4 protein-coding genes and 1 pseudogene are annotated in these 5,531 nt (G+C 43.2%); all 5 read right to left on the minus strand.

The window, feature by feature from the left end; translation table 11 throughout:
• Window positions 1–153: pseudogene (locus ACTXGO_RS09050) on the minus strand (3-deoxy-8-phosphooctulonate synthase); the annotation flags it as partial.
• A gap of 239 nt (window positions 154–392) precedes the next feature.
• Complete coding sequence (locus ACTXGO_RS09055) at window positions 393–2,024, minus strand: CTP synthase (RefSeq protein WP_443574138.1); 1,632 nt, start codon at window positions 2,022–2,024, stop codon at window positions 393–395.
• Between the two features lie 103 nt (window positions 2,025–2,127).
• On the minus strand, window positions 2,128–3,249 hold the full coding sequence (locus tag ACTXGO_RS09060) for a porin (RefSeq protein ID WP_443542044.1): 1,122 nt from the start codon (window positions 3,247–3,249) through the stop codon (window positions 2,128–2,130).
• A 159-nt stretch (window positions 3,250–3,408) separates the two neighbouring features.
• On the minus strand, window positions 3,409–4,545 hold the full coding sequence (locus tag ACTXGO_RS09065; RefSeq protein ID WP_443542045.1) for a porin: 1,137 nt from the start codon (window positions 4,543–4,545) through the stop codon (window positions 3,409–3,411).
• A gap of 104 nt (window positions 4,546–4,649) precedes the next feature.
• Window positions 4,650–5,531 (minus strand): porin (locus ACTXGO_RS09070; protein ID WP_443574140.1); only part of this gene is annotated, 882 nt, incomplete at its 5' end.

Consider the following 5,531-nt stretch of genomic DNA (forward strand, 5'->3'; position numbering starts at 1 on the left):
GTATTGTTCAGCGATCTCAAACGCCATCTCTTTTGATTCAAGGACATTCATCCCACCAAAAAGTACAAACGGCTGATCGTTGCCAATATTGATAATTTTGCTATTAGGGGTCTTTAGCTCAATATGTGATTGCGCCTGTAATACATTATCCATTATTCGTTTTCCTATTTATTGTTATCAACAATTTATGTTAAGACTTATCGCTATTGTAACCGATACAACGATAAAGAAAAGTCCACGAACGTAATCGTCTCTCGCTATTTTCAGCTCATAATTCAACCTAGTTCATTATTTGATAAAGATTGAGGGCTAAACGTCTCAATCGGATATAAAAAAAGACCAATCCGTAGATTAGTCTTTTATTGGCTAAAGTTTAAAACAATTGCTATAGCTTATTTATCATTATAATTCTTTGCCGCTTTGACAAAGCTATTAAAGAGCGGATGACCACCGCGTGGCGAGCTAGTAAATTCAGGATGGAACTGTACCGCGATAAACCAAGGGTGCTCGCTGATCTCAACCGACTCGACCAGATGCTGCTTGGCAGAGTAGCCTGATATCATCATGCCAGCTTGCTCTAGTGGCTCAATATAGCGATTGTTCATCTCATAACGATGACGGTGACGCTCAGTGATATTGTTAGCGCCGTATATTTGCGCAAGCTTACTACCTGCGACCAGCTCCGCTTGCTGCGCGCCTAAGCGCATCGTACCGCCAAGATCTGAATCATCACTACGAATCTGTAGCTCACCGCGCTCGTCTAACCACTCGGTAATCAGACCAATAATAGGTTCTGCCGTTTTGCGATCAAATTCTGACGAATTAGCATCAATACCTAGCACATTACGCGCATACTCAATCACTGCCAGCTGCATCCCCAAGCAAATCCCAAGATACGGGATGTTGTTTTCGCGGGCGTAAGTAATGGCTTTTATCTTACCCATTGTACCGCGCTCACCGAAGCCACCTGGGACTAAAATGCCATCAGCCTCACCTAGGCGCGCGTATAGAGCATTGTCGCTCTCTAGATGTTCAGCATCGATATAGTCAATGACGACTTTGGTCTGATGAGTGATGCCAGCGTGAAGCAGTGCCTCATTAATCGACTTATAGGCATCAGGTAGCTCAACATACTTACCGACCATAGCAACAGTGACCGTGGATACAGGATTGAGCTGCGCTTTAACAACTTTATCCCAATCGCTCAAATCGGCTTCTGGTACGTCTAAACCAAAACGTTCACAAATCAAATCATCAAGATCTTGCTCATAAAGCGTACGAGGTATCTGATAGATACTTTGTGCATCTTCACACATGATAACCGCACGCTCCTCCACGTTGGTAAATAACGCAATCTTGCGGCGGTTGTCTTGAGAGATATGATGATCAGAGCGGCAGATTAAGATATCAGGCTGCAGGCCGATAGAGCGCAGCTCTTTGACCGAATGCTGAGTCGGTTTGGTCTTGGTCTCGCCAGCACTGGCGATATAAGGTACTAGTGTTAGATGCATCAGCATGGCTCTATTGCGGCCCAGCTCGACTTGCATCTGACGCACGGCTTCCATAAAGGGCAGTGATTCGATATCACCAACCGTACCGCCAATCTCGATAATGGCGATATCGTAGCCCTCACCGCTGGCTAGGATTTTGCTCTTAATCTCATCAGTGATATGCGGGATAACCTGCACAGTACCGCCAAGATATTCACCACGGCGCTCTTTATTAAGGACGTTTTGGTAGATACGGCCACTGGTGAAATTATTGCTCTTACTCATCTTTGAGTGACGCAGAAAACGCTCGTAGTAGCCCAAATCCAAATCTGTCTCAGCGCCGTCTTCGGTGACAAATACCTCGCCATGCTGGAAGGGACTCATAGTACCGGGATCGACGTTGATATACGGATCCATCTTGGTCATGGTTACAGAGACGCCGCGCGCTTCTAATATGGCGGCTAAGGAAGCAGCGGTGATTCCTTTTCCTAGTGAGGACACGACCCCACCGGTCACAAATATAAATTTGGTCATAGTACTCATCAATAATTGGTAAAGAAGGATTTTACTAAAAATATGCCATGAAATATAGAGCAAAAGCTAAACTCGCTCAAATCTCTCACTTTAGACAATGAGATTAAAACAAATACTCAAGACCGCCGCCAATGACTAAGACCTCAATATCAGCGACGCCGCGGCTTTGATTCACAAGATCAGTATAGTCCGCTGAGTTTTTGCCGATGTAAGCATGAGCGATGATATTGTCTTTAAAATCATACTCACCACCAAGCACCAGCTGTTTGGATTTATTATTACCAATACCATTTAGATTGTCTGTCTGGTTGTACTGCAGATATACGCTAGTAGGACGCGCAAAATTATCTAGTGATGCCTTAGCGCTCGCAATCAACCCTTTTTCTTTTTTAGACCCTCTAAAATTATAATCCGCTTGCTGGTATAGCAGCCCCATTGTGAGCGGCGCTGGTATATCAATATACTCATCTAGATCTACCGTCAGCGTAGCGCGTATGACCTCACCGCTATAGTCGAGACTTTGCTCATCATCACCGTCAGTAACTTCACTTGAGGCATTAATACTACCGCGTACCTCGATATCCTGACTGTAGGTCACGCCAGCTCTAATACCTTCTTTATCATAAGTTAAAGACGCCCCAAAACCATCATCACGCCCTATGCTCTGGCTTTCATTAGTTGCATACTGCGCCACTAGGTTAAAATGCTTGTAAGTTGGAGCTATCCATATGACTGAATTGTCTTTGCGCGTGTAGTCAATCATATTAAGCGCTGAGACGAGCTCATCAGAACCCAGCTTAGTTTTGCCCAAATTATCCCAATAAGCTCTGGTGACGACAGGCTCATAAGCATAACTTAAAATAGAGGAGTTGCGACCAAAACGAAATTCGCCAACACCTTTGCCCTTGAGACCTAAATAGGTATCTCGGCTCAATAGATTACGGCTGCCCTCACCATCAAAATCAACGCCATATTCCAGCTGATAAATGATGTCCGTATTGTCTGTTATCGCCTCAGATCCTCTAAATCCAAGTCTCGAAGAATTTGAGTTGACTTGTAATGACCCATTATCGGATAAATCAGAGACATCACTACGATGACTGTAGTCTGCTTGACTATCAACGTAATCGGCCGTGACAAAAGCTTTGCCGTAGATCTCTGGCGCGGCATAAGTTGTTGTCATAGGTAAACTGATAATCGACGCGGCGATGAGTCGCTTATTCATAACATGTCTCTACTTATTTATTAAAATGTTGACTGATAGCTATGCAAACCATTCTTAAAATCGATAGTTTAAGCTTACCTATTTCTAAAGATTAAATAAAGCAAACAAAAAACTCACCCCGAAGGATGAGTTCTTAATAAACCATGTCTTGCATTTAGATTAGAATAAGTATTCTAGACCAGCACCGATAGCAAGAACGTTTGCATCACCGCTACCACGAACACTAACAACTTCACCATTATCACCGTCTACATCTTCACGGGTAAAGAATCTATCATTGTCTAAATCAGCAGAGTTATAACCAGCGTAAGCATGCGCAATCATATTGTCTTTAAAGAAGTACTGACCACCAACCACAAACTGGTCAGAGTCATTGCCGTCAAGACCACTTAAGCTATCTGTTTTATTGTACTGTGCATAAATAGCTGCTGGACGAGCAAAGTTATCTAGACCCATTTTGGCACTAACGATTAGGCCGTCTTCTTCACCAAGACCATCATAATCAGCTTGCTGATAAAGCAGTCCCATTGTAATTGGCATAGTAATGTAGTTACTTAGATCTAAACTTGCGGTACCACGCAGGATGTCTCCATTGATGGTCATGTCTTTATCATAAGCCACACCAACCGTAAAGCCTGTGCCTGGGTTGTAGTTCAATGAAGCTCCGTAACCTTCGTCACGATCATCGCTATCAGAGACAAAAGTCTCATCAGCACCGTACTGTAGTACTAAGTCTAATGGCAAGTCATTGTACTTAGGCGCAAACCACATGATAGAGTTATTAATACGGGTGCCGTCAGTCATAGTCAACGCTTCAGCAACGGTTCCGCCATTAATACTACTGGCACCAATGTTATCCCAATAGCCTTTGGTCACTAGTACGTTATCAAGAACATAATCGGTTACTGAGTAGTTGCGACCAAAACGGAATTGACCGTATTGCTCATTAGCTAAGCCAAGATAGGTATCACGGCTTTTGAAGCCAATGTTATCATCGCCGCTATCATCGATGTTGATAGCGTATTCTAACTGATAAATGACATCAGTATTGGCAGTGATGGCCTCAGAGCCTTTAAAGCCTAAACGTGAGATGTTTGAGTTCACTTGCAGTGAATCACTATCGTTATTGATTCTTTGTATATCGCCGTCAAAATCAGCGTCTACAGTCTCTTCAACGTCAAGCTCAGCGTTAACATAATCGGTAGTGAGGAAGGCTTTACCGTATAAAGTAGGTGCAGCATTAGCAGCTGATACAGACAGTGCGGCAATTGAAGTTGCTAAAAGTAGTTTTTTCATAAAATGTCTCCACTTCGTAATTTTGTCAAGATTGGTAAGTAAAATTCTTTAATGAAAAACTCACCCTGAGGATGAGTTTTTTAAACAAGTTCTAAAAGGCTGGACTAGAATAAGTACTCTAGACCGCCACCGATAGCGAATAGATCGATATCAGTATTAGAGTTGCCAATTTCAGCTGAGTTCGCACCCGCATAAGCATGAGCAATCATGTTTTTCTTAAACTCATACGTGCCGCCAACAACTAGCTGGTCTGAGTCAGCATCATCAATACCATCTAAGTTATTAGTATGGTTGTACTGAGTATAGACTGTTGCAGGGCGAGCAAAGTTAGTTAAGCCCATCTCAGCACTTACCACTAAGCCTTTCTCTTTTTCAGAACCGCTGAAGTCAAAGTCTGCTTGTTGATACAAGACACCAAGTTGTACTGGGTAAGCCACATAGTTACCTAGATCAACGCTAGCACTACCACGTAAGATTTCACCTGCAATGTTTAGATCATCGCTATAGGCGATACCAGCGGTAAAACCAGTACCTGCGTCAAACATGAGTGAGGCACCGTAACCTTCGTTGCGATCATCGCTGTCTTCAACAAAAGTCTCATCAGCACCATACATAAGGGCTAGTGATAACGGTAGGTCATTATATTTAGGTGCTTTCCAGACGATAGAATTATTAACACGGTTACCGTCAGTCAAGTTTAGTGCTTCGCTAAGACTTGGGTTATTAAAGTCAGCACTGCCAGGACCTAGGTTATCCCAGTAGCCTTCGTTGACCGCGACGTTATTGATGTAATCGATAACTGAGTAGTTACGACCAAAACGGAATTCACCGAAGTTTGCGTTTTTTAAACCAAGATAGGTATCACGGCTTTGAAACGTTCTGCTCTCGCCATCAACGGCGATGCCATACTCTAACTGATAGATAACATCAGTTTCAGCAGTGATAGCCTCAGTACCTCTAAAGCCTAAACGTGAAATGTTTGAGTT

This window comes from Psychrobacter sp. T6-1, from assembly GCF_052258445.1.

Bases quoted from the DNA above. Each gene is read 5' to 3' on its own strand.
- ACTXGO_RS09055 (WP_443574138.1), bottom strand. From the start codon at position 2,024: ATGACCAAATTTATATTTGTGACCGGTGGGGTCGTGTCCTCACTAGGA.
- ACTXGO_RS09060 (WP_443542044.1), bottom strand. From the start codon at position 3,249: ATGAATAAGCGACTCATCGCCGCGTCGATTATCAGTTTACCTATGACA.
- ACTXGO_RS09065 (WP_443542045.1), bottom strand. From the start codon at position 4,545: ATGAAAAAACTACTTTTAGCAACTTCAATTGCCGCACTGTCTGTATCA.